The organism is Sellimonas sp. (assembly GCF_047234585.1).
GTDB classification, from domain to species: domain Bacteria; phylum Bacillota; class Clostridia; order Lachnospirales; family Lachnospiraceae; genus Sellimonas; species Sellimonas caecigallum.
Genome location: NZ_JBKSWG010000003.1, coordinates 11,735 through 35,024, shown reverse-complemented (window position 1 = coordinate 35,024; position 23,290 = coordinate 11,735). Strand labels below are relative to the sequence as shown.

General features: G+C 43.6%; 20 protein-coding genes and 1 pseudogene. 7 read left to right on the top strand and 14 right to left on the bottom strand.

Going from position 1 to position 23,290, the window contains the following annotated elements; translation table 11 throughout:
• Positions 1-19 precede the first annotated feature (19 nt).
• The 3 genes from ACLROL_RS01605 to ACLROL_RS01595 are packed head-to-tail and all read right to left on the bottom strand — an operon-like array spanning position 20 to position 2,908.
• Positions 20-1,243 carry an MFS transporter gene (locus tag ACLROL_RS01605; RefSeq protein ID WP_087202754.1) on the bottom strand — a complete coding sequence of 408 codons (1,224 nt, stop codon included), beginning with the start codon at positions 1,241-1,243 and terminating at the stop codon, positions 20-22.
• A 59-nt stretch (positions 1,244-1,302) separates the two neighbouring features.
• Positions 1,303-1,740, bottom strand: coding sequence for a hypothetical protein (locus ACLROL_RS01600; RefSeq protein ID WP_221920401.1), 438 nt, complete (start codon positions 1,738-1,740; stop codon positions 1,303-1,305).
• Complete coding sequence (locus ACLROL_RS01595; protein WP_413067220.1) at positions 1,697-2,908, bottom strand: MFS transporter; 1,212 nt, start codon at positions 2,906-2,908, stop codon at positions 1,697-1,699. Before ACLROL_RS01595 ends, ACLROL_RS01600 begins: the two co-directional genes overlap by 44 nt.
• 754 nt (positions 2,909-3,662) lie before the next feature.
• On the opposite strand from ACLROL_RS01595, the gene ACLROL_RS01590 reads away from it, so the two are divergent.
• A complete protein-coding gene (locus tag ACLROL_RS01590) occupies positions 3,663-3,923 on the top strand; it encodes a hypothetical protein (protein WP_413067219.1) in 261 nt (86 codons plus the stop codon).
• Positions 3,924-4,348: 425 nt separating this feature from the next.
• On the opposite strand, the gene metG is transcribed toward ACLROL_RS01590, so the two are convergent.
• Entirely contained in the window at positions 4,349-6,268 is a 1,920-nt protein-coding gene (metG, locus tag ACLROL_RS01585; protein ID WP_087202794.1) for a methionine--tRNA ligase, read from the bottom strand.
• 566 nt (positions 6,269-6,834) lie between these two features.
• The gene (locus ACLROL_RS01580; RefSeq protein WP_087202763.1) at positions 6,835-7,707 is read right to left on the bottom strand and encodes a DegV family protein; all 873 of its coding nucleotides are present in this window, start codon (positions 7,705-7,707) and stop codon (positions 6,835-6,837) included.
• Positions 7,708-7,866: 159 nt separating this feature from the next.
• On the opposite strand from ACLROL_RS01580, the gene ACLROL_RS01575 reads away from it, so the two are divergent.
• Positions 7,867-9,663 (top strand): DUF885 domain-containing protein, encoded by a 1,797-nt coding sequence (locus tag ACLROL_RS01575; RefSeq protein WP_413067218.1) that lies wholly within the window; start codon positions 7,867-7,869, stop codon positions 9,661-9,663.
• A 104-nt stretch (positions 9,664-9,767) separates the two neighbouring features.
• Here the strand turns inward: ACLROL_RS01575 and rd are convergent, their stop codons facing one another.
• The 3 genes from rd to ACLROL_RS01560 all read right to left on the bottom strand — a co-directional run bounded on the left by rd (position 9,768) and on the right by ACLROL_RS01560 (position 11,989).
• Positions 9,768-9,929 carry a rubredoxin gene (gene rd, locus ACLROL_RS01570; protein WP_087202766.1) on the bottom strand — a complete coding sequence of 54 codons (162 nt, stop codon included), beginning with the start codon at positions 9,927-9,929 and terminating at the stop codon, positions 9,768-9,770.
• 131 nt (positions 9,930-10,060) lie between these two features.
• Positions 10,061-10,585 carry a spore maturation protein gene (locus tag ACLROL_RS01565; protein WP_087202768.1) on the bottom strand — a complete coding sequence of 175 codons (525 nt, stop codon included), beginning with the start codon at positions 10,583-10,585 and terminating at the stop codon, positions 10,061-10,063.
• 60 nt (positions 10,586-10,645) lie between these two features.
• Complete coding sequence (locus ACLROL_RS01560; protein WP_221920373.1) at positions 10,646-11,989, bottom strand: MATE family efflux transporter; 1,344 nt, start codon at positions 11,987-11,989, stop codon at positions 10,646-10,648.
• 193 nt (positions 11,990-12,182) lie between these two features.
• Between ACLROL_RS01560 and ACLROL_RS01555 the strand changes: the two genes are divergently transcribed.
• A complete protein-coding gene (locus ACLROL_RS01555; protein WP_087202772.1) occupies positions 12,183-13,079 on the top strand; it encodes an AraC family transcriptional regulator in 897 nt (298 codons plus the stop codon).
• Here the strand turns inward: ACLROL_RS01555 and ACLROL_RS01550 are convergent.
• The 3 genes and pseudogenes from ACLROL_RS01550 to ACLROL_RS01540 all read right to left on the bottom strand — a co-directional run bounded on the left by ACLROL_RS01550 (position 13,058) and on the right by ACLROL_RS01540 (position 16,587).
• Positions 13,058-15,286 carry an alpha-galactosidase gene (locus ACLROL_RS01550; RefSeq protein WP_288723872.1) on the bottom strand — a complete coding sequence of 743 codons (2,229 nt, stop codon included), beginning with the start codon at positions 15,284-15,286 and terminating at the stop codon, positions 13,058-13,060. The genes ACLROL_RS01555 and ACLROL_RS01550 overlap by 22 nt on opposite strands.
• Before the next feature lie 206 nt (positions 15,287-15,492).
• Positions 15,493-16,053, bottom strand: a pseudogene (locus ACLROL_RS01545) (D-lyxose/D-mannose family sugar isomerase); the annotation flags it as partial.
• 3 nt (positions 16,054-16,056) lie between these two features.
• Positions 16,057-16,587: a tyrosine-type recombinase/integrase gene (locus ACLROL_RS01540; RefSeq protein WP_413067217.1), complete on the bottom strand. Its 531-nt coding sequence runs from the start codon at positions 16,585-16,587 to the stop codon at positions 16,057-16,059.
• A 344-nt stretch (positions 16,588-16,931) separates the two neighbouring features.
• On the opposite strand from ACLROL_RS01540, the gene ACLROL_RS01535 reads away from it, so the two are divergent.
• The 4 genes from ACLROL_RS01535 (at position 16,932) to ACLROL_RS01520 (ending at position 19,680) form a co-directional block, all read left to right on the top strand.
• Positions 16,932-17,786, top strand: a complete 855-nt coding sequence (locus tag ACLROL_RS01535; protein WP_413067257.1) for an AraC family transcriptional regulator — start codon at positions 16,932-16,934, stop codon at positions 17,784-17,786.
• Positions 17,787-17,881: 95 nt separating this feature from the next.
• Positions 17,882-19,075, top strand: a complete 1,194-nt coding sequence (locus ACLROL_RS01530; protein WP_413067216.1) for an MFS transporter — start codon at positions 17,882-17,884, stop codon at positions 19,073-19,075.
• Positions 19,076-19,132: 57 nt separating this feature from the next.
• A complete protein-coding gene (locus tag ACLROL_RS01525) occupies positions 19,133-19,297 on the top strand; it encodes a cysteine-rich KTR domain-containing protein (protein WP_087203388.1) in 165 nt (54 codons plus the stop codon).
• A gap of 179 nt (positions 19,298-19,476) precedes the next feature.
• The gene (locus ACLROL_RS01520) at positions 19,477-19,680 is read left to right on the top strand and encodes a hypothetical protein (protein ID WP_413067215.1); all 204 of its coding nucleotides are present in this window, start codon (positions 19,477-19,479) and stop codon (positions 19,678-19,680) included.
• A gap of 227 nt (positions 19,681-19,907) precedes the next feature.
• Here the strand turns inward: ACLROL_RS01520 and ACLROL_RS01515 are convergent, their stop codons facing one another.
• From ACLROL_RS01515 to ACLROL_RS01505, 3 genes are all read right to left on the bottom strand, one after another.
• Complete coding sequence (locus ACLROL_RS01515; RefSeq protein WP_288723971.1) at positions 19,908-20,531, bottom strand: nucleoside recognition protein; 624 nt, start codon at positions 20,529-20,531, stop codon at positions 19,908-19,910.
• A gap of 104 nt (positions 20,532-20,635) precedes the next feature.
• Positions 20,636-22,018 carry a VWA domain-containing protein gene (locus ACLROL_RS01510; RefSeq protein ID WP_413067214.1) on the bottom strand — a complete coding sequence of 461 codons (1,383 nt, stop codon included), beginning with the start codon at positions 22,016-22,018 and terminating at the stop codon, positions 20,636-20,638.
• Between the two features lie 106 nt (positions 22,019-22,124).
• On the bottom strand, positions 22,125-23,285 hold the full coding sequence (locus tag ACLROL_RS01505; protein ID WP_087203394.1) for an AI-2E family transporter: 1,161 nt from the start codon (positions 23,283-23,285) through the stop codon (positions 22,125-22,127).
• Positions 23,286-23,290: the final 5 nt, after the last annotated feature.

The following is a 23,290-nucleotide window of genomic DNA, read 5'->3' as shown; positions in this document are numbered from 1 at the left end:
CCGAAATATGACCGATCTTTCATTTTCTATCTGCGTTTTCCATCAACCTTATGTGATTCAAATTTTTATTCAAAAGCAGGAATAATAAAGCTGTGAAGAATATGCCTGATAAATACAAAAATCCATTCGTATCGCTCATTGTGAGGAAATGAGTTCCAATAGCAATGCCGATGGAAGGAGACATCAAAATAAGCGTATCAATCCCTCCCAGTATTTTCCCGCGATTATCTGCATCAATTGTTGTAATGACATAACTAAACAACGGCTGCGTTAGCGAATCAAACATTCCATATATCAAGAAAATAAAACCTACCAGAAAAAGAGAGGATATTGGAATGCACAACATGCATGCTCCGCAGACTAACATTGCCAGTTTAAAGAGTCTGCTTACATAATGGCCAAATTGATTTACAATTATCAAACCGATGATTTCGCCTACGGCCATCATAGATTTTATAAGCCCAAGGGTAATGGAACTTTCTGATTGAACGGAAAACATGATCGGCAAAATATTAGGTACAAATCCATATGCCAGATTTAATAAAAACATAATAATAACCATGCTTCGAATCAATGAGCTCTGAAAAATGGAACGGTATGAAATTTTTATATCTTTTATGAAAGAAATCATCAAGGCTTTGCTGTTGCTACTTCTTTCTGCATGTCTGTCAGGATCACACAATCTGCTTATTAAAAAGGCACAGGTAAAAAAGCTGGCAGTATCTATTAAAAACATACCGCTTCCCGAAAACCAAGTAATCATCCATCCTGTCACTGCCGATCCAACAATATAAATTGTTCTGGCAAACATTGTCACAGTGGATTGAAACTTGATAAATATGGTTTTCTCAAATCTTTCTGCCGCATAAGTTGTATATGCAGATGCAAAGACCGTATTGCATATATCATTTAACAGTATGAAGAAAATGCAAAGACTGATATGCTGAATCGCAAAACCATAAAAACACCAAAACAAAAAAATAATTACTCCCGAAACACTGTTTGCTGCAATCATCAACTTCTTTTTATCAAATCGATCGATCATAATCCCAACGACAAGAGCTAAAATCCCCCGAAAAGCGAGAGACCCTCCTATCATATATGCAGCATTCATAATACTATCAGATTCAAATGTTACTTTCCAAACAATAAACAGATCGAACAACGTATCCCCCACATAACTAATCAGGATAGAAATTATGAGCGTTTGAAAATCATGATTTGTTATAAACTTTTTCTCCATAATACTCCAGCTTTTCGGCTGCCTCCTCCCGTTTCCGCAAAGGGTCAGCTGATTTCAGGTTATTTTTCCGGTCTGCGGAATGCCTCATATGATTCTTCTTCCCTCTTTGTTTCTTGCTGCCTTTCTGTTTCTTCCGTCTCTTTGTCTTGCTCTTCGGTCTGCTGCTCTGTTTGCTGATCAAACGGAACAATTTTTTTCATTTTTTCGCATTTACTCAAAATTCGGTATACGATGTCCACCCCATTCCAGAGCAGGATGAGACAAAGTGCAGGCTGCAATGTCAGCTTCATCCAGATTCTTGCACTCTGCAAAAGCTCATTGATTTCTAACCATCGGGTATAGTCTTCCGTCATAACAGAACTATAGTATACCTCCTCCGTGTTCATGAACATATAAGCATTTTCCATGGCCACATCTGCTGCCTGTAAAAAAATCAGCAGGACTCCTGCCACGCTAATGCTGATCATGATCCCTTTTACTGAAAGTTTCCCTAACATTCTTTTTCCCCCCTTCCGTCAAAAACAGCACTGCTGCCGACGCACACAAAACCACACCGCTCAAAATCCATGTTGCACGAATAGAAAATATCAAAGCCAATTTGCCCATTACAATCATAGATATGTAATTAAAGATACACACAACCATGGAATGGAAAGACAGGACTGTGGCGCGATTTTCATTAGCTATTTCTCTGTTCAGCGCCGTTTCTCTCAGTGGATAGATAATTCCAAGCAAAAATTCAAATACGAGAATCCCCGCAAAAATCAGAAGAAATGTATTTTGAAATGCCAGGACGATAATACTCACTCCACAGACAACGGAAGCTGCAGCCATCGCCCGAACTGATCTTGTGCAAATTCGCTCTACCAACATGTTTCCTGCCAACATGGAAAAACGCATAAAGATCCACGCCAGTGCGATCAGCGTATAATTGATCCGTTCAAACCCATGCAATATCGGGGACCAGAATACAAAAACCGGGGACAGACAAAAAACAAGTACGCTGTTAAACAGGATAATCCTCCGAATATTCCTGTCTTTCACACAGTATCGCACACTCACAGAAATGATTCTTTTTAGTCCATCTGCCGCGTTTTTCATGCTCCTTTCTTTCATCCTTATCTCCTCTTCCTCTTGCATAAATACTGACGCTGTAACTGTATAGAGCACTGACGCCGCAAGAGCAGCGAGAAAAATCCCCTCCATCATCCAGTCTGCCACGATCCCTCCGGCAAGTCCTGCCACAATCATCATCGTGGAAATATATTTATTCTTTTTTACAAAAATCTGCTCACACTCTTTCTTTGACGTATATTTGATGATCCATGCGTCCAGTGTTCCCGATTCAAATGCACACGAAAGTCCCAGAAATATTTGTGCAAGGAAAAAGATCCCCAAGCTGTTTCCAATCAAAAACAATACGTTTGTCACACACAAAAGAATTCCGCTTAAAATAGTCGTTTTTCTGTACCCAAGAAAGTCGGATAATGCTCCTGCCGGAATCTCCATCAAAAATGTAATGATCAGTGATGTGGCAACGATCAGATTCGTCTCCATTGTATCCAGATTTTTATTATACAGAAAAAGAATAAACGTCGCTCCGGTAATCCCCGCGTAAAATTCAAATAGACAGTGAAGCGAAAGAAATACTCTTTTTGCCCTCATACCTTTCCCCCTCTCTCCCTGATTCCATTACCGTATTTACTTTTTTGCAAACAGAGCAAACCGATCGCAATATATTCTGCTAATTTCATTTTTAACAATGTTTTTTCCAATATTATATATTATCATGTTGTTTTTTTCATTATTTTTTATGAAATCTCATATTTTTATTATTCCATACATATGAGTGTTCTCCTTTTATATGCGGTAATCCCTGTTACCATTGTTGTTGTCAAACTCTAGTATACAGGTAAATCCACGTTGGTACAAATGTGGGGTCACTTCATATTATCTAAAACGAGGGGGCTTTATTAAAGTATGTTTTGAAAAATGCAAGACAGGTATGTATTCCTGGTAAAACAAAAATAATACACAAAACAATGGCTGATTTTACTTGTAAAAATGTCAAATTATCATCAAAATGCCGAAAATATATTATTGTCAAATCTATTTTCGAAAAAAGCGAAATATTTTTATTTTTCACGCGTCTATATAATAAAGGGAAATAAAAAACGGAAAGGTAATTGTGCGCAAAAAAAGTTCATATCAATTTTATTATGCAAATAAATACTTTAATATTTATAAAACATATTACAATAAATCGTTTACGGGTTATCTTAATGGCTCAAGAAACACAAGCCGAAGTTTGAAAGAAGGAGTTGACACCGGTAATGCTACATACTAATGTAATAATGACTACAATAGCCGGAGATGCTGCCTATTTTGGATCGGCACAAGAAGTAGTAGAGAGGTAGAAATGGAATCTGCAAATTATAAGGTTACAGACATTTTTGGGTATTTACCTTGTGAGGTAATTTCTTTAAACGAAATAGAAAGTCTTTTTTTTAATGCTCTTGATGGTATTTGTTCTGAGAGATATAAAGTATTCTTCAATTCATATCAGGTTGAATTAAACTCTCTTCAGCTGGAAGCAATTGAGGACCTAAAAGAATTAAGAAGGAATATTGCCTATGTCACACAGGGATCGAAATTAGTTGCAATAATTGGTTATCATTAGTTTGATTATTTATGAATGTCATGGAAAAGATGATTCAGATCGGTCAGATTACAACAGATTCCAAAACCGGGACATATCGTATTGACCGGGGCTGCCGGGAGTGTCAAAGCACCCCAGCAAAACCTGACCCGTTGTTTCAAGAAGGAAAAGATTTTTCCCACAACCGTAAGGTTTCTTTCACATCCATGGGTACGTACCGTGGATATCATCTGCTTGCTTGTGATGGCTCTGATTTAGCCATTGCTCATAACCCGGAAGATAAAGATACTCATAGACGCCATAATTCTTTATCCCAATGAATGGCTGAAAGCACAAATTCTTGCTCTCAGCCATTTGAAATTTCATAAGGGAGTCTCTTACAATGTCCTTAACTTATTGACATTGATTTTGCGACACCTTCTTACAAATATATGCATATTTCTTTCTTAACAGATCTCTGCTCCGGCCGGAACGTCTTTTTCCGGCTGCATCAGGACGATATCGCCTTTTTCATCTTCTGCGCAGAGGATCATTCCTTCTGAGAGTACACCTGCAAGCTTCGCCGGTTTTAAGTTGACAAGCACCATGACTTTCTTTCCGACCATCTCTTCTGGCGTGTACCATTTCTTAATTCCGGATACAATCTGTTTTACCTGGCTTCCGATCTTTACCTGTGAGCAGAGAAGCTTTTTAGACTTCGGCACTTCCTCACATTTGATGATCTCGCCTACCTGGAACTGCATCTTCATGAAATCTTCGTAGGAAATCTCCGGTTTTGCTTCGATGTCGATGACCGGACCTTCCTCTTTTGTTTCTTCTTCTTTCTGTACTGGATGCAGTTTTTCTACTTCTTCCATCACTTCTTTCAGATCACGTCTCGCAAACAGGATCTCTGGCTTATCTGTCACATGGCCTTCTCCAAGCTGAGCCAAGATCTTTTCGGATGTCTCCGGCATATATGGCGCCAGAAGTCTTGCTCCTTCTGAAATACTTGTTATGAGATTGAAAAGAACTGTCTCCAGTCTGTCTTTTTTGTCTTCTTCTTTTGCAAGCGCCCACGGCATTGTCTCGTCGATATATTTGTTGCAGCGTTTGAAGAGATTGAAGATTTCTGTGATGGCATCTGCCACGCGAAGATGATCCATCTTTGCGTCAACCTTTCCTTCTGTCTCTTCTGTAACTGCCTTCAGGTCGTCATCTACTTCTTCCCTTACTCCCTTGTCCGCAACTGTTCCGCCAAAATATTTATTTGTCATGGATACTGTACGGTTTACAAGGTTTCCGAGTGTATTTGCCAGGTCTGAGTTCATTCTCTCTACCATCAGTTCCCATGTGATGACACCATCATTGTCAAACGGCATTTCGTGCAGTACGAAGTAGCGTACCGCATCCACTCCAAACATATCCACCAGTTCATCTGCATAGATAACGTTGCCTTTGGATTTACTCATCTTTCCGTCTCCCTGGAGAAGCCACGGATGACCGAACACCTGCTTCGGAAGCGGTAGGTCAAGAGCCATCAGGAAGATCGGCCAGTAGATCGTATGGAAACGGATGATGTCTTTTCCGATCAGATGAAGGTCTGCCGGCCAGTTTTTGTTGAAAAGGTCCTGGCTTTCTCCGTCTGCATTGTATCCGATTCCTGTGATATAGTTTGTGAGGGCATCAAGCCATACGTACACAACGTGTTTCGGGTCGAAGTCTACCGGGATTCCCCACTTAAAGGATGTTCTGGAGACACAGAGATCCTGGAGACCCGGAAGAAGGAAGTTGTTCATCATCTCATTTTTGCGGGCTACCGGCTGGATGAATTCCGGGTGTTCATTGATATGCTGGATCAGGCGATCTGCATATTTGCTCATCTTAAAGAAATAGGCCTCTTCTTTTGCCGGTGTGCACGGGCGTCCGCAGTCCGGACATTTTCCATCCACAAGCTGGGATTCCGTAAAGAAAGATTCACAAGGTGTACAGTACATTCCTTCGTAGTATCCTTTGTAGATATCCCCTTTTTCATAAAGTTTTTTGAAAATTTTCTGTACCTGTTCTTCATGGTAAGTGTCTGTCGTACGGATAAAATGATCGTAAGATGTGTTCATCATATCGGCAATGCCTTTTACTTCTGCCGCCACTTTATCCACAAATTCCTTTGGTGTCACTCCTGCTTCTTCCGCTTTCAATTCGATTTTCTGACCATGCTCATCTGTTCCTGTCTGGAAGTATACGTCATATCCTTTGCTTCTTTTGTATCTTGCGATAGCGTCAGCAAGTACGAACTCATACGTATTTCCAATATGCGGTTTGCCTGATGTGTAGGCGATCGCCGTTGTGATATAATACTTTTCTTTTTCCTTACAATTGCTGCACATGTTTTTCTCTCCTTTTCCTTCCAAAAGTACTTTTCTATAGAAAGCAAAGTGGGCAAGTCCGCTTCAACTCTCCTATAGAATAAAAAAGCCTGCTTGGCAGGCTTCGCCGCCTGCGGCGGGTCGCTCCAGCGACATCTTCCGCTTCGCCGCAGTGCGATCCTCGCAGAGCGTTTTTTATGTCATAGAAACGAAGTTTTCTATGACATAAAAAACCTTCCCGGACATCTGTCCGGGAAGGCGAATCCGCGTTACCACTTCCATTCATCCGTCCCTCACGGGACGAACCTCTGTAAGTACAAACTCATCCGTGTTCAATTGGAACGGTCTATACTCTCCGCTGTAACGGGCGGACCCATCATGACTTATCACAGTCCTCTGTGTTCATCCATGCCGCTCAGGAGCCATCTTTGGCAAGCCTTTCTCTATCCCCTTTCAGCCTGCGGGGGAATTCTCTGAAAGATTCCGACATACCTACTCTCTCCGTCGATGCGTTATCAAATATTCCTTATGTAACCAAAATCGTAGCATAGGAAATTTTAAATGTCAAGGCGGCACTTCTCAAATTCCTATTCTTTTACTTCTTTTCCATAAAATATGAGCCCCACAACGCCGGGCCCTGCGTGTGTACCGATACTTGGGCTTACGTCGTTGACGATGATCTGTTCAAATCCCATCTCCTGGATCATCATCTTGACAGAAAGGGCGTCTTCCATACAGTCCCCATGCACAATCCCTACAATTCGGTCTTTTCCATAATGTTCCAGATCCAGCGCGCTTTCCATGTTGCTTACAAGTGTTTTCAGCGCTTTTTTTCTTCCCCTGACTGTGCCGTCTGATTTCAGTTCCCCGGAAGATGTTATACGAAGCAGCGGCTTGATATTAATCATACTGCCGACAAGAGCCGTCGTCTTTGAGACTCTTCCTCCTCTCTGGAGATGATGCAGATCATCTACCGTAAACCATACATTCACATGGCTTCTTTCTTCCATCAGGATATCATACACTTCCTGCATGCTCTTTCCCTGCCTGTAAAGTTCTGTCGCCCGATATACAGACACTCCTTCCCCAATGGAAGCATTCAGAGAATCAAATACCTGGATCGTCCTGCCTGGGTATTCTTCCATCAATTCCCTTGCCGCGACCATCACATTATCGCAGCTCCCACTCAAAGCACTGGAAAATGCGATGTGCAGAATGTCTTTTCCTTCTTTTAAGATCGCCTCAAATTTTTCCCGGATCACAGCTGGATTGTTTGCCATAGACTTCGGCAGCTCGCCTTTTCTCATCGTCGCATAAAACTCCGCTGGAGCCATGTTGAGCTCGTCCCCATATACCGTATCTCCAAATGCATAGTACTGAGGGATGACCGGAATGTGATTCTCCTCCAGATAATCTGAAGGGACATCTGAGTTTGAATCTGTTGTGATGATATAGTTCATAATTTCCTACTCTCCTGTCCTTCTCTTTTTTCCATTTATAATTCATTATACCGTCCTTTTCCTTTTTTTGCATCTGTTCCTTGTAAAAAGATTCTGTTATATGGGCATGAGGTATTTTCCCCTTTCATATAATGTGTTAAATTCCATCAGGAGCATGTCATGAAGCATTTTTCATTCTTCCCAGACCTTCCTCCAAAGAAACGACGCCTGCTGCTTATCCCGGCACTCATTCTCATTCTGGCGGCAGGCATCTTTCTTTATCGTACACTGCCTCCATCTTCGGATCCTGATTCTTTCTTTTCCAGAAGCCTTACATCCAAGTCGGAGAACGAACAGTTTACTGCCTTTACGGAAACCTTATTTCGCCAGGAAGTTTCCTCCGATACCATCAGCCTGCACTATTCGCTTCAAAATCCGGAAGCCTACGGCATTCTGGATGCCCCGGTTACTTTGGGATCCTTCCCTTCAAATCCAGACTCTGCTGCCGCATCCATGGAAAATATGCTCGCCGCACTGCGGCGTTTTTCTTTCGATCATCTGTCCGAAAAGAATCAGCTGACGTACCTGGCTTTGGAGTCGTATCTGAAGACAAATCTGGAATGCGCTCCTTATCTTCTATATGAGGAGCCTTTAAGCCCTATTACCGGTATCCAGGCACAGCTTCCTGTCCTTCTCTCCGAATTTTCCTTTCAGACAACGACGGACATTGATACATACCTGGCTCTTCTCTCCACGATGCAGGAATACTTTACTTCCCTTTCAGAGTTTGAACAGGCAAAGTCCGGCGCAGGTCTCTTCATGTCGGACGCCTGCGCCGATCAGGTCATCAAAGAATGCCGGGATTTCGTTTCTCTAGGCGATGCACATTATCTCTATACTTCTTTTGAGGAGCGGCTGGATGCCATGGATCAGCTCACAGACAGCGAGCGTGCCCTTTACACTTCCAAAAACCGGGATCTGATAGAAACCCAGGTTTTCCCTGCTTATAAATCTCTTGCTTCAACTCTTGAAAAATATAAAGGCACTGTAAGTACACAAAAGGGACTTTGCAGCCTGCCAGAAGGGAAATCTTGTTACGAGGCAATCCTAAAGCGTGAAACCGGATCCGACCGTTCCGTAAACGAACTTGCCAAACTTGCCTCCTCCCAGATCATCCAGGATATGAAAGAGCTGAAGCAGGCGCTTCCAGCTTCCGGCACTGCAGGGGAGGTCATTTTAAAAGACTCGTCCGCGGAATCCATTCTTCTGGATTTAAAACAACAGATGTCGGCCTCCTTCCCGGATATCCCCGACATCCCATTCTCCGTAAAAGAAGTTCCGATCTCCATGCAGGACTATCTAAGCCCTGCCTTTTATCTCACTCCACCCATAGACAATGAAAAGCAAAATACGATATACATTAACCCGAAGAGCACCATGGAAGGACTTCCTCTCTTTACGACTTTGGCGCATGAAGGATATCCCGGACATATGTATCAGATGACCTATTTTCTGAGCCAGGATCCTCCTCCCCTTCGCTCCATACTGGACTTTGGGGGCTATGTGGAAGGCTGGGCCACTTATACTGAGATGATCTCTTACTACTATGCGCCGATCGCAAAAGATACCGCTGTCATCCAGCAGAAAAACGCCTCGATCATCCTTGGGCTTTACGCCCTTGCGGACATTGGCATCCATTACAAAGGCTGGTCTTTGGAAGAGACAGATGCATTTTTCAGCGATTACGGCATTACGGATCAAAATGCTATATCCGAAATCTACCAGCTCATCCTGTCTGATCCTGCAAATTACCCGAAATACTACTTCGGCTATCTGGAATTTCTGGAGTTAAAAAAAGAAGCTCTCCATCTCTGGGGAAACGAGTTCACACAAAAGAGATTTCACAAACAGGTGCTGGACGCCGGCCCTGTTCCGTTTTCCATTCTGCGGGAATATGTACTGCACGGCAATCCGTAAGAAAGAGTTTCGAAAACCTTTCTGTCAAATAAAAAGACCGGCCGTCTCTGGGATCCTTCCATCAAACTGGATCTCAAAAGACAGCCGGTTTTTTCATTCATCTATTATTCTTCCGGAACAAATACATCTTTTCCCATTCCGCAGATCGGGCATACCCAATCTTCCGGTATATCTTCAAAAGCTGTACCTGGTGCGATTCCTCCGTCTGGATCTCCGATTTCCGGGTCATATACATATCCGCATGGTTCACATACATATTTCTGCATTTTACATTTCTCCTTTCTTCTCTCAAAAAACAGTAAGAGTTACTGTTTTTATTTGATATAAGTATAACTCATATCTGAAGAAAAGTCTATCCCTTTTTTCATTTTTCTAAAAGCTTTTTCTAATTCCAGCATCACATCATCCCCGCCAGCCATACACTGGCGGCAAGACCTGCCAGTGTGGCAATGAGAGCACCTGCCAGTGTATACCTCGTCTTTTTTATTCTGGCGGTCATAAAGTATACCGACATCGTATAAAAGATTGTCTCCGTACAAGCCATCGATATGGATGCGATCCGTCCTATGTAGGAATCCGTGCCGAATTCTTTGTATAGATCGATCAAAAGTCCGTTTGCCGCCGATGATGAAAACATCTTGACGACCGAAAGCGGTACGAGTTCGCCTGGAAATCCGATCCTGTCTGAAACTTTTCCGATCCCTTGGGCCACAAAATCGAGAAACCCGGATGCTCTCAGAATCCCCACCGCTACCATCAGACCTATGAGTGTCGGCATGATGCCGATTACTGTCCGAAATCCGCTTTTTGCGCCCCCGATAAACGACTCATATACGTGAACTCTCTCCATCATTCCATAAGCGACCACGATAAAAATCAAAAAAGGGACGATGCATTCGGACAAGAATAAAAGAAACTTCATCTATTCCCCCAAATCCTATCATCCCTTTATTATACGCACAGACAGCTCTTGTCTATGCTCCTAATTTCCCATTGTCTGTTCAAGATTCCGCATGATCCAGAAATACATGATCAAAAGCAGGCCGCCGGCCAGCACCCAGGCCATCGGACTTGCAAGACACGCGCCCACATAGCTGTGCTTTCTCGAAGCTATGACCGCCACGACTCCTCTTCCAATCAGCTCTGCGACTCCCGCCATCATCGGAAGGATTCCATATCCCATCCCCTGTATTCCATTCCGGTACAGGTTGACCACCGTAAGAGGGATAAAGAATACTGCCACACAGATCAGGTAGATCCGTACCTGTCCTATGACTGTCGGTACATCTGCCGCTTCCACAAAGAGATAAGTCAGGTAATGTCCAAACAACACAAGCAATATACCAACGATCACGGAATAAACTGCCCCGATCCATGTACCGGCACGAAATCCCTTTCGGATCCTCCGTACATTACCGGCACCCATATTTTGGGCACTGTATGTCGCCATGGCTGTTCCCAGAGCCACATAAGCCTGGGTCACGATCTGCTCGATCTTGCTTGCCGCAGTAAACGCCGCCACAGCCGTGGACCCAAGCAGATTTAAAGCAGACTGTACCATCATAGCTCCGATCGCCGTGATCGAATACTGGAGAGCCATAGGAAAACCGATACCCATCTGGATTTTCAGAAGATGTGGATCCATCTTCCAGTCTTCCCTTTTCAGATGCAAAACCGGCACTTTCAGTTTGATATAGATCAGACATGCAGCTCCGGATACCCCCTGGGAAATGACGGTCGCATAGGCCGCCCCTGCGGCTCCCATATGAAAGACAATGATAAACACTAAGTCCAGTACAATATTCAAAAGAGCTGCCAAAATCAGAAAGTAAAGCGGTGTCTTACTGTTTCCCAGAGCTCTCAAAATACTGGATAGCAGATTATATAGCACCTGCGCAAAGATTCCCGCACAGATAATCATGATATACCCGTATGCATGTTCAAAAATATCGTCTGGTGTGTTCATAAAAATCAAAAGACTTCGCATCCCCAGCATGCTTACCGCGGTAATGATGACTGACATGATAATAGACAGGATTGCCGCCGACGCCACCGTTTTTCTCATGGCGTCCATATCCCCTGCTCCAAACCGCTGTGCGGTAAGTACGGTAAATCCTGCCGTCATTCCGATCAAAAAACCGATGATAAGAAAATTGATCGTCCCGGTGGCTCCGACGCCGGCAAGTGCCTTCGTCCCCACAAATTTCCCTACAATGACCGCATCCACCATACTGTAAAACTGCTGAAATACATTTCCGATGAAGACCGGAACCGTAAACTGGAAGATCAGTTTCGCCGGACTTCCTGCTGTCATATTATTCTGCATCGTTCTCCTCCCCTTTTCTGTTTCAGCTCACATCATTCCATTTTACCTTGTGGGTTTTCTTTTCGCAATCTTCTTTTTAGAAAAATATCGAAGCGGCGGAAGATCGGTTTACTTTTGTCGTTTCCCATGCTATGCTTTTCACAACTGATTTTCAGCAAGTAATTTTATGATGAAATCAAAATGAGGTACAGCGATGGATTTTCTTTATTCTTTTTCTGAATTTGACAACAGCATCTTTCACGACATCTACACCCTTTTCTGCGGCATACAGGAATGTTCCCCTCTCTATTCTTATGGTCCCGCAGTAAGAGATTCCTATATTTTTCACATCTGTACGGAAGGTAAAGGCACCTTCTTTTCCGGCGAAGAAAGCTTTCCGATAGAAGCCGGACAGGGTTTTCTGATCCAGCCCGGCAAGATTTCCTTTTATCAGGCTGACCGTGAAGATCCGTGGACTTATGTGTGGATTTCCATTGACGGGCCAAGACTTCCGGAATTTCTCGAGCTTATCGGTATCCAGCAGGATCTCCCGATCTTTTCCTGTCCGGATACAAAAAAGGCAAAATCTTACATTCTGGACATCCTTGACCACAATAAAATCAGTTATCACAACGAAGTATATATCCAGGGGGTACTTCTCCAGTTTCTTTCCCTGCTGATCAAAAAGACGACGCTTCCTCTCCGGAAAAACGAAACAATGGCGGATATGTACGTGAATCAGGCTATCTCGTATATCCACAAAAATTATCAAAATCCTGTATCCGTCCAGGAGATTGCGGATTATCTCTCTCTCAACCGCAGCTACCTTACAGAACTTTTCGTGAAGACCGTCCACTTTTCTCCTCAGCAGTTTCTCATGAAGTACCGGATCACAAAGGCCACTGAGCTCCTTTTAAATACGGATCTCCCGATTCAGCACATCGCCTGCTCCTGTGGTTATTCGGGAAACTATGCCTTCACAAAGGCATTCAAAAAAATAACCGGGCTTTCCCCTACGCTCTATCGAAAAGAAAAGAAGGGGGAAAAAGGCGGACTCAGCCGCCAAGATCCCCATAAGGACGAAAAACTTTATTTCACAGAGCTGAGATAATAGATTTTTGCCTGAAAGTCTCCGTTTTTTCCATTATATTTTTCTTTGTTTTCTCCGCTGGCGGAATCCGACACAACAAGTCCTGCTTTCATCAATTCATCTCCAAAGAAAGCTTCCGCCTTTCCTTCTACCTGGTACAGCCTGTCCTTACAAAGTCCTTCCAGGCGAAGCCTGCGGTATGGCCCGTTTACCGGCTGCAGGATGCGGTAATATCCGACAAGAGCCTCCTGCCCATCTTCGGACACGGCCATCCAGGCTGCCGTATTACCTTCAAACGGACTTTCCAGACGGTAGAAAGTCCCATACTGGATCAGTTTCCTATGCTTTTTCATAAACGCGATCTGCTCCCGGATCTCATCCTTCTCCTCCTGAGACAGGCTGCACGGATCCAGCTCATACCCAAATGTTCCGAAATATGCCACACCTGCCCGCATTTCCAGAGACGTATTCCGGAGAAGCTGATGGTTCGGAGCCGCAGATACATGTGCTCCCATACTGCTTACCGGATACACAAAAGAGGTCCCATACTGGATCTTCAAACGCTCCACTGCATCTGTATCATCTGATGTCCAGCACTGCGGCGCATAGTACATCATTCCCGGATCAAATCTGGCTCCGCCGCTTGCGCAGGATTCAAACAGGATGTCCGGAAATTCCTGGATCAGCATTTCATACAGTCTGTATACCCCAAGAATATACTTGTGCATGACTTTCCCTTGCTCTTCCGGTTTCGCGACAGCCGAATACACTTCCGACATACTCCGGTTCATGTCCCATTTAATATAGGAAATCGGAGCCTCGCTCAAAATCTTCTTCATCTGTCCGTAAATGGCCTCCACCACTTCTTCCCTTGAAAAATCCAATACATACTGATTTCTTCCGTGAGAAATGTTTCTTCCCGGCGTAGCCAGGATCCAATCCGGATGTGTACGGTAGAGATCGCTGTCCATATTGACCATCTCCGGCTCGAACCACAGACCAAACTTCAGCCCTTTGGCCTCGATCTTTTGCGCGATACCTTTGATCCCTTCCGGAAGCTTCCTTTCATTTGGATACCAGTCTCCAAGAGACCGTCTGTCATCGTCTCGATTTCCAAACCACCCATCGTCCAGGACAAACATCTCCACGCCCAGTTCTTTTGCCGTATCTGCGATATGAAGAAGCTTTTCTTCATTAAAATCAAAATAAGTGCCTTCCCAGTTGTTGATAAGGATAGGGCGGACACGATCTCTCCACGGCCCTCTTGCAAGCCGCTCCCGGTAAAGCTGATGGTAAGTCTGACTCATCCCATTGAGGCCGCTTTCCGAATAGACCATCACAGCCTCCGGAGTCTGAAAACTGTCCCCGTGTTCCAGCTTCCAGGAAAAACGATCCGGATGGATTCCCATTGTCACTCTCGTCGTATCGTACGTATCTACATCCGCCTGGGCCAGAAAGTTTCCGCTGTACACAAGGCTGAACCCGTATACTTCCCCGTTTCTTTCTGTCGTCTGAGGACGTTTCAGCGCAAGAAAAGGATTGTAATGATGGCTGCTGAATCCTCTCATACTGTAGATTCCCTGGACGCCATGCTCCAGCCTTCTCGTCTTGACCGCCCGCTCCCGCGACCAGGCGCCGGTCAATTCGATCATTTCATAGTCCATATCCGGCAGATCCACACTCATACTCATGGCCCGATCTATGATCACACTGTCTTTCCCTTCATATCGGATCTTGGCGCTGCGGGCAATGGCAGGAAGCGCCTCAAATATCGTGTAGTACAGCGTGATCTTCGTTTCGATCAGCTGGTCTTCCAGATAGATCTCCAACGTCGTCGCTTCCCCCTCATTTTCCGTGTAGGTAGCCGGAAGCCCCTCAAGAACAGGTTTGCCATCATAAATCTGATGCCCTTTGTATACAAAATCCGTGATCCTGCTGCCATTTCCCTGCAGGATCTCCAGGGCGGGATATCGCATATCTCCAGCTCCATACACTGGATACTCCTGTCGGATATGTTCCATAGAATACGTCAGATCCCCTTCGTATACGCAGACAGACATCGGTCTCGGCCGAAATTCCAACAAATGCTGGAAACTCTCTCTGTCATGCAGCTTTCCTCCAAAATAAACCTGTCCGAGATGTCCATTTTTCAGGACTGCTATAATGTAACTTACTTTGTCGTTATATAAATGAAATTCCTTTGTCGCTTCGTGATAACGGATCGGCATGTCACACGTTCCTCCTTTTTTGATTCCCTGTTTTTTCTTATCCCTTATTATACATTCTTTTTATATGAAATCCAGATTACCATGTCGGAACAATTTGTCCAAATGTTGGGTTTTGCAAATTTGCTAAAATGGACAATCGATGAACGTAAAAACGCCCCGCACTCTTTGCTCAGCAAAAGAATGTGGGGCGTTTTATAATCAGTTTTTTAACCGCGAGGGTATTCGTTGCACAAAAGTCTATATGGCTCTTCGTCTTCTTCGATTTCCGGAAATCGTCCTACTTCTTCATAGAACCGATTGTCCGTTGTATCATCGTTGCACATGGAAACCTCGCCGATCAGAACATCTCCGGTTCCGGTTTTTACATCGAAATCATGATACTGGTGCGGCCAGAGTGTAATACTTTCTCCTGGCTGGAGCTCGACTCCTGTCCCGGCCTTTACATAGTATTCCCGTCCGTCTGAATGGACCAGTACATCTGTATCATCCAGTTCCCCTTCTCCGTTATCGTTGTACAGATGGATGATCAAAGTTCCTCCGCCTCGATTGATGATATCCTCTGATTTGTTCCAGTGGAAATGCATCGGAGAATGCTGTCCTTCTTTCAGCATCAGAAGCTTTTCTGCATATACTTTCTTATACTTTTCCGGATTTTTCTGGTTTCCGTTGCGAAGTGTGATCAGCGCAAATCCAACTTCGTTCCATTTCCCGAGTCCATAATCTGTAATATCCCAGCCAAGCATATTGTCTCTGATCTCGTCATACTCGCTTCAATCCAGCGCTTTTTGAGAAAGGACGGCATAGCGGTCTGAACGGTTTTTTGAATGTGCGATATGGATCCGCATATTTTTCCGTTGGATATCACGGTAACGGAGACTGCAGACTTCCCCAACCCTGAGACCGGCAGAATACATGAGAGCAACCATAGCTTTGGGCTTCAGGTCTGAAAGCGTAGAGATAAAAAGTTCCGCTTCCTTCTGAGTGGGGACAAAGGGAAGAAAGGAATCGAATTTCCGCATAGGAAGCTGGGTCGGATCCCAAGGTTTGTGCAGGACATACATGGTAAAGAAGCGGAGCTGTGAGATACAGTGGTTGATTGTACGGTCAGAAAGGGCCCGCTCTTTCTGAAGCCAGCGGATAAAATCCCTGAGTTCATCCCAGGAAACGTCTTCCGGCTGTTTGTGAAGAAGCGTGTGAAGGTAATCCAGGTAAGAACGGATGTAAGTAGAATAAGATTTTACAGTGTGGTCAGTAAGACCACGAAGGGAGATCATCTCCCGGTAAACATTTAAATAGTCCATGACGGAACCTCCTTGAAAGAATGTAATTTAATAAATGAGAGAAAGTTCTTTCAAGGGGGTGATCTTGGAAAAAGATAAGATATGAGGTTGTTGAGTTTAAAAATCCATGTTAAACTAATCATAGCAGTTCTTGTGTATATGTCAAATGTTAAGTGTGGTAACTCAACAATACAACATAAATACAAAAACTGCTATTTTTTTTGAAAAAGTAGCGGAATTATGTACCTTGCACTAGCCGTCGCGCCAGCGACTTGGTACAATATATATTTAGGAACAAATAGCAACCCTTTACCTTGGAGTGACGAATAATGCCGATAATACTTGATCATCAACTATGAGAACAAATACCGCATGACGGTACAGTCTTTCCTATCTCCTATTTTCATGATGAACTGGCCACACTGCCAAACTGGGCTGGTCCTTTACACTGGCATCATGACTTTGAAATTGCCACTGCGGTAAGTGGTGTCTTGGACTTTCAAGTTGGCAGGCAACACATCATACTGGAGGTAGGTGACAGCATATTTGTTAACAGAAATATGCTGCATGGAATAAAGCAGTTGTCCGGCGATGTTCCTGATCCGATGCCAAACATCGTCTTTTCCGGTGCTGTGATTGCACCTGAAACCAGTGCAATCTACAAAAAATATATTCATCCCATAGCTTGCTGTGATACATTACCTTTTATCGTGTTTAAACATAAAAATGGTTGGCATAACGAGGTAAATTGTTCAGTGAAAAATATTTACTGTCAGATGTATGAACAAAGCCAATGTTACGAAATGGCTGTTCAACGTGAACTTAGCGGTATATTTGAATATATATTCTCGAATTTTGAAGATTTGCCTAAATTCGAAACTACACGCATACAAATCAATGCCCAAATACGCATCCAAAAGATGCTCTCATATATCTACGAGCATTATGCTGAAGCTGTCACACTCGAAGATATTGCCGATTCTGCCAATATCAGTCGCAGCGAAGCAGGTCGTTGTTTTAACACATATATGGGATGTTCACCTATGGACGCACTTATTCAATACCGGCTTCAAATTGCACACAGTATGCTTAATGATGTGACGCTGACACTTCGGGAGATCAGCTATTCCTGCGGCTTTAATTCTGTAAATTATTTCAGCCGCCAATTTAAGCAAACCTATGGATATACACCCAGTCAAACCCGCACTTTGGGTAAATAGTGCTTATATTTGGGTTTTCTGTGTCTTTATTAAGCTTGATTATGATGATATAATCAATTCAAGTATAATATTACATTAACCATAAAGGAGTAGTCATGACCAGGCAAAAGAACTACAAAAAAACTCTTATAGCTTGCTATCTCGGCTTTGTTACCCAAGCTATATCTGCGAACTTCACACCACTCTTGTTTTTAACATTCAAGAATACCTATGGGATTGGACTGGAAAAGATTGCGCTGATTCCGCTTACATTCTATTTAACACAATTTCTAATTGATTTTGCAGCCACTAAATTTGTGGATAAAATAGGATACCGCATCTGCGTAGTATCATCGCAGGTGCTGTCTGCGGTAGGTCTTGTTTTACTGGCTATTCTGCCGGAACTACTTCCTGGCCCATTTTTAGGAATTTTAATTGCAGTAGTACTTTATGCTATGGGTAGTGGTCTTATTGAAGTATTAGTAAGTCCTATTGTCGAAGCCTGCCCCTTTGAAAATAAAGAAGGTATGATGAGTTTGTTGCACTCTTTTTACTGTTGGGGTGCAGTGGGTGTGATTTTGGGCTCGACGCTCTTTTTTACAGTATTTGGCGTAGCAAACTGGAAAATACTTACATTGATTTGGGCAGTGGTGCCGTTATATAATGCTTTCAATTTTATTACCTGTCCTATTGAACGGTTGATAGATGATGGCGAGAGTATGCGTCTCAGTCAGCTACATAGATTACCACTGTTTTGGTTGCTGATACTGCTTATGGTATGCTCCGGTGCATCCGAAGCAGCTATGGCGCAATGGGCATCCGCATTCACAGAGTCGGCAATGGGTGTTTCTAAAACTGTGGGTGATCTGGCAGGTCCCTGCTTATTTGCAGTGTTTATGGGAATATCCCGAACTCTATATGGAAAAATGAGTGAGAAGCTGGACTTGACCAGGACTATGTTGGCGTGCGGCATGTTATGTGTGATCTGCTACTTGATGGCATCTCTGTCCTCTTTACCGACTATTGGGCTGGCAGGCTGTGCATTTTGCGGCATTTCGGTTGGCATTATGTGGCCGGGCACTATCAGCATTTCTTCCCAGAAGTGCCCAAGAGGCGGTACCGCTATGTTCGCACTTTTAGCTTTGGCTGGAGATTTAGGTGCGACCGTAAGCCCTGCAATGGTCGGCAGCATTTCCGATATGGCTGGTGGTAATCTTAAAATAGGGCTACTTGTTGCAACTGCATTTCCGCTAATACTTATCCTCGGTTTGATTGTTCTTAATTGGAAGTTCAATAGGTTGACGAGATAAGGGCAATATTTCCTTAAAATTGTCATTGATATTAGAACAAGATAGGTAAATAAAATTATGGCTGAAAATATACAGTGGTTGTTGTGTCATATATGCCAAAATAAAACTCGTGTTAAAATAAGAAAGGATATGGAAATCAAAAATTTTCCTCTTTACTGCCCAAAATGCAAACAGGAAATCTTAATAGATGTTAAGGACTTAATTGTGACCATTCGCAAATAAATTTTGCGGAGAGATGGGAAGCTTTGCTTGGTGGAGAGATGGGAAGCTTTGCTTGGTATCTTGAAATTCTAAGCAAAATCGCTTATAATATTTGTCGAAGCATATTAGGGAGTATCCCAAAGTTTGTGTAAACCTTCAAACTGATGTAAGATAGACTTACCAGTTTGGAGGTTTATTTTATGGCAAGGAAAAAGGATTCCCCACAAAAAGCAGCCCTTCGTGAAATGATGGGCAACTACTTGAAGGAAAACAATGTGAAGGTCAAAGACGGGACGGATGTACATTCTATTATGAGGGATATGATGTCCATCATTCTGGTGTTAGCGTCGGGCGATTTTCGCCATTCAGAGTCGGATAAAAAACGCCAATCTCAGTCAATTTAAAATCGCCAATTCTCTGCAGGATGTCCTGCTTCCATCTTTCTCCGCTCATATCGCTCCTTTTCCTTCTCCATCCTCAAACTCCACATCAGCATGAATATAACTGTCAGGCTTTTTGCGGCTCAAAAGACATTCTGTCTCAGCGTGCACTATATTGACGGTTAACTTTATCTTATATATCATCATATCACATAATATTACTAAAAAACATATCAAAGACCCGGAAAGCACTACGCCCTCCGGGTCTTCTTCCGATCCATGATCTTGCAGAACAGGATCCCTGCTGCCGTACTGATTGTCGTTGCCACAATCCCTGCTCCCACAATTGCCGCAGGGTCCACGCTCCCGTATTGACTCCGGAATGCAATGACATTGACCGGAATCAGCTGTAAGGATGAGATATTCAGGATCAGGAAATTGCACATCTCGTTGCTGGCTATCCCCTGTTTTCTGATCGGTCCCAAAGCCCTGCCGGCTCTTCTGTCCTCCTCCAGCTTCGAAAGCTCCTCCATTGCTTTCAGGCCGGCCGGCGTGGCAGCCCAGCCAAGACCCAGAACATTGGCGATGATGTTCGTCGTGATGTGCTCTCCCGCCTTATGTCCCTTTGGAATCTGAGGAAACAAAAATTTTATAAATGGTTTCAGCCCTCTGGATGCGTGCTCTATCATCCCCGCTCGGGATGCGATCTCCATAAGACCGGTCCAGAAGGACATGATCCCAACCATCGTGATGCAAAGCGTAACCGCCTCTTTGGCAGAATCCAGCGCCGCCTCAGTAATATCCGGTATCCTTCCTGTAAAAGAGGCGAAAATGATTCCCACAAGGATCATCCCCGCCCACAAAACATTCATCATATCTTCTGTTCTCCCTGCTTTTTTCTTATTGTATGCAAGGTTCAAACGTCAATATGTCATTCTCTCTCTATTTCTTACTTTACCAAAACTCTCTTGCATTATTTTCAGAACACAACAGTGGAATCACAACACCTGAAATCTGTGTCGATATAGTTAGCTATCACTCGCACACGCAGGTTCCGTTCGCTGCACAATGACTGGCCCGAACCACCTGATACATTTAAGTCCTCCGGAAGAACAAATTTAATGCATTTTACCTGCACATCCCTACAGTTTGGATAATTGTGCGCAGGTATTGTGATCGCTTTCATACCTCTCTGATGTTCCATGTGTTTCTTATCTTCTTCCGTCAAAATGACTCCAAGCGCAACCCTCTTATGCGGACATACATTCTTAACTGTCAGGTTAATCTGTACAATACGGCCAAGCGATTCCAAATATACATCCCCTAAGTCTACTATAAGAGAATCCTGACATTTTTCCAATTTCAAATCTACCGGTATCGGACAAGGTTCCGGATCTACGATAATGCCGCAATCTACCTGCACAGATGGGTTCGGGAAAGTTACTGCGTTGCCTTCTGTGTCTACATAAGAGATAGACTGATTGACAGGAAGGTTTCCCGACATCTGGCCAGTATGTTTGACATAAAATTCAAGAGACGCTCCCTCATTTCCACTAACTCCTAACTCCGGAATCTTCCACTGCAATGAATGCGCATTGATTGTCATGGCCGTTCCCTTTGTCGGCATGTTGACACTGATAATTGTAAAGTCCGGATTTACCGTTTCATCGATCACGATATTGGTAGCTCCTGGTTTTGAAATATTAGCTACCAGGTCGGCAAACAAATCTTCCAGTTGGGCATCATCCGGAGTGACTGCTACATGCGACGAATCCGGATCTGTCGCCCAGTCATTGAGAACATTCACATCGATCCCATCGTCTCCTACAAGACCAATACAGTAAATGACAATACCGGAAGCTCTGATAGCCGCTGCAATCGGAGCCGGCGGAAGTCCTGATGTTGTCTTTCCGTCCGTAAACATGACAATTACTTTTGCATTTGTGGATGTTGGATCAAACAATGCCGCCGCAGTAGAAAAAGCATCCGCATGGTTTGTGGAACCTCCTGCAGACAACGCATTTACAGCAGCTTTTAAATCTGCTACGGAAGTGATAAGCTGTGTATCGGCTACAGCACTGCTGGAAAAACTTACGATACCGATATGGCTTCCTGATCCAATCTGTCCATCCTGTGTACCATCGGTAGCTTCATCAATAATATCGATAAATGTTTCTGCCCCTAATTTCAAGTTTGTAAGGGGACTTCCTGTCATACTTCCAGAACGGTCCAGAATGAGGACGATATCTGTCGGATTTTCGGAGATATCCGGAGATGCCGCAAGGGCCAGAGTCACTTTGAACGTTCCGTCACAGTTAACCTGCGAGACATTGATCTCTTTGTTAGAATTTGTAATACCCATAATATTACCTCCTGTTTTACTGATAAGAAGAAATTTGTCTTCCTCACTATCAGGCTATGAAACAGGAGGTAAATGGTTCCTTTTGTCGAATTATGAAATTTGTTCCTTACGATATATCTTCTTCCGTAATATGATTTTGTTTTAACTTCAGATAAACGATCTCACGGAACAATGCATAGAGAACCGAAACAATCGGTATGAATACCAACATGCCCACAACTCCCATGAGACTTCCGCCGATACTCACTGCTGCCAGCACCCAGATAGACGGAAGCCTGACAGCTCCCCCTACCACGTGCGGATAGATCAGGTTCCCTTCTATCTGCTGGAGAACAAGGAACATGATGATAAACCAGAATGCTTTTATCGGATCTACCATGAAGATCAGGAATGCTCCGATCGCACAGCCGATAAATGCCCCAAAGATCGGGATCAGCGCTGTAAAGGCGATCAAAATACCGATCAAAAGCGCATACGGCATTTTAAAGATAGACATGGCGATCACGAACATCGTTCCCAGTATAACAGCTTCCAGACACTGTCCTGCGAGGAAACTGGAGAAAGTCCGGTACGTCAGAGAAAATACTTCCTCAGCCGCCTCCGCTCTTCCTTTTCTCACAAAGGCATACAATACCTTCTTTGCCTGTACTTTCAGCTTTTCTTTTTGGAGAAGAATGTAGCAGGCAAACACAAATGCGATAAAGAAGGTTGCAAATCCGCTTACAATATTTTTCGCAGCCGCCACACCGGATTCCAGTATGCTTCCGGCTCCGCTTGTGAACCAGTTCATGATCACTTCGAAAATCTTGTCCCATTTGAACTCAAGCTGGTTGACGTAAGACATGATTTCTTTATTATCGTGGAAGAAATTATTTGCCCATTCCTGTACTTTCGGAATAAATGCCTGAATGCTTGCCCCAAGTCTTACGAAAGTTCCAGTAAGCTGTGGTATTACTACAAACGCTACCACCATAATGACTCCGATTACCAGCATAAGAGTCAATATAAAACTTACTGGTCTCGCAAGCTTTCTTGCTGCTTTGGATCTCCCTTTTCTTGCATCATTGAACAGCTTTTCCTCAATAAAATGCATCGGCACATTGACGACAAAAGCGATCGCACCGCCAAGAATAAACGGAAACAATACGCCAAACACGAATCTGAACGCATCAAATACAATCGAATACTGCCACAAACATACGATGAGCAGTGCTGTAAATACGATGAGCTGTCTGATCTTTTTCATGTTCTCATGATTTAATTCCATAGAAT